This is a genomic window from Sphaerotilus uruguayifluvii (assembly GCF_013294065.1).
Lineage (GTDB): Bacteria > Pseudomonadota > Gammaproteobacteria > Burkholderiales > Burkholderiaceae_C > Sphaerotilus > Sphaerotilus uruguayifluvii.
Map to the genome: position 1 here is coordinate 1 of NZ_JABSNM010000042.1, position 2,061 is coordinate 2,061.

The following is a 2,061-nucleotide window of genomic DNA, read 5'->3' on the forward strand; positions in this document are numbered from 1 at the left end:
CGATGAAGATCCACGAATACCAAGGCAAGGAAATCCTGCGCCAGTTCGACGTTCCGGTGCCGCGCGGCTACCCGGCGTTCACGGTCCAGGAGGCGGTGGAAGCCGCCGAGAAGCTGGGCGGCCCGATCTGGGTCGTGAAGGCGCAGATCCACGCGGGCGGCCGCGGCAAGGGCGGCGGCGTGAAGGTCGCCAAGACGCTGGACGACGTGCGCGCCCGCGCCACCGACATCCTGGGCATGCAGCTGGTCACGCACCAGACCGGCGCGGAAGGCCAGAAGGTCCGCCGCCTGTACATCGAGGACGGCGCCGACATCGGCAAGGAGTTCTACGTCTCGCTGGTCACCGACCGCGGCACCCAGAGCGTGGCGTTCATCGCCTCCTCGGAAGGCGGCATGGACATCGAGGAGGTCGCGCACTCGACGCCCGAGAAGATCATCACCGAGATGATCGACCCGCTGGCCGGTCTGACCGACGAGCAGGCGGCCAAGATCGCGCGCGCCATCGGCATGGAAGGCCACACCGTGGACCAGGCCGTGTCGCTGTTCAAGAACCTGTACCGCTGCTACATGGAGACGGATGCCTCGCTGGTCGAGATCAACCCGCTCAACCGTGACAGCAAGGGCAACCTGATGGCGCTGGACGCGAAGTTCAACTTCGACTCCAACGCGCTGTTCCGTCATCCCGAGATCGTGGCCTACCGCGATCTGGACGAAGAGGATCCGGCCGAGGTCGAGGCCTCGAAGTTCGATCTGGCCTACATCAGCCTGGACGGCAACATCGGCTGCCTGGTCAACGGTGCGGGTCTGGCGATGGCCACGATGGACACCATCAAGCTGTTCGGCGGCGAGCCGGCCAACTTCCTGGACGTCGGCGGCGGCGCCACGGCCGAGAAGGTCACGGAAGCCTTCAAGCTGATGCTGAAGAACCCGGACGTCAAGGGCATCCTGGTCAACATCTTCGGCGGCATCATGAAGTGCGACACCATCGCCAACGGCGTGGTGACGGCCAGCCGCGCGGTCAACCTGACGGTGCCGCTGGTGGTGCGCATGAAGGGCACGAACGAGGAGCTGGGCAAGCAGATCCTGAAGGATTCGGGCCTGCCGATCATCAGCGCCGACACGATGGCCGAAGCTGCGACGAAGATCGTCGACGCCGTCAAGTAAGCCCTGAGCGAACGAGGAAAGAGCAAGACATGAGCATCCTGATCAACAAGGACACCCGCGTCATCACCCAGGGCATCACGGGCAAGACCGGCCAGTTCCACACGCTGGGCTGCCAGGCCTACGCCAACGGCAAGAACTGCTTCGTCGCCGGCGTGAACCCGAAGAAGGCCGGCGAGTCCTTCTCGGACATCCCCATCTACGCCTCGGTCAAGGAAGCGGCGCAGGCGCAAGGCGCCACCGTCTCGGTGATCTACGTGCCGCCCGCGGGCGCCGCGGCCGCGATCTGGGAAGCGGTGGAAGCCGACCTGGACCTGGCGATCTGCATCACCGAAGGCATCCCGGTCCGGGACATGCTGGAAGTGCGCAACAAGATGAAGGCCAAGGAAGCCGCCGGCGGCAAGAAGACGCTGCTGCTGGGCCCCAACTGCCCCGGCCTGATCACGCCCGACGAGATCAAGATCGGCATCATGCCCGGTCACATCCACCGCAAGGGCCGCATCGGCGTCGTCAGCCGCTCGGGCACGCTGACCTATGAAGCCGTCGCACAGCTGACCGAGCTGGGCATCGGCCAGTCGTCGGCCGTCGGCATCGGTGGCGATCCGATCAACGGCCTGAAGCACATCGACGTGATGCGCGCCTTCAACGACGATCCGGACACCGACGCGGTCATCATGATCGGCGAGATCGGCGGCCCGGACGAGGCCGAGGCCGCCCGCTGGGTCAAGGACAACATGAAGAAGCCGGTCGTCGGCTTCATCGCCGGCGTCACCGCGCCTCCGGGCAAGCGCATGGGCCACGCAGGCGCCCTGATCTCGGGCGGCGCCGACACGGCCGACGCCAAGCTCGCCATCATGGAAGAGTGCGGCTTCAAGGTCACCCGCAACCCCTCGGAAATGGG

2 protein-coding genes are annotated in these 2,061 nt (G+C 65.9%); both read left to right on the forward strand.

The genetic code is table 11. The features are described from left to right. Positions 1-2: 2 nt before the first annotated feature. Entirely contained in the window at positions 3-1,163 is a 1,161-nt protein-coding gene (gene sucC / locus HNQ01_RS22070) for an ADP-forming succinate--CoA ligase subunit beta (RefSeq protein WP_173807657.1), read from the forward strand. Between the two features lie 29 nt (positions 1,164-1,192). Continuing rightward, a partial coding sequence (sucD, locus tag HNQ01_RS22075) for a succinate--CoA ligase subunit alpha (protein WP_173807658.1) occupies positions 1,193-2,061 on the forward strand: 869 nt, incomplete at its 3' end.

Coding starts and splice junctions, on each gene's coding strand:
- sucC (WP_173807657.1), top strand. CDS start 3: ATGAAGATCCACGAATACCAAGGCAAGGAAATCCTGCGCCAGTTCGAC.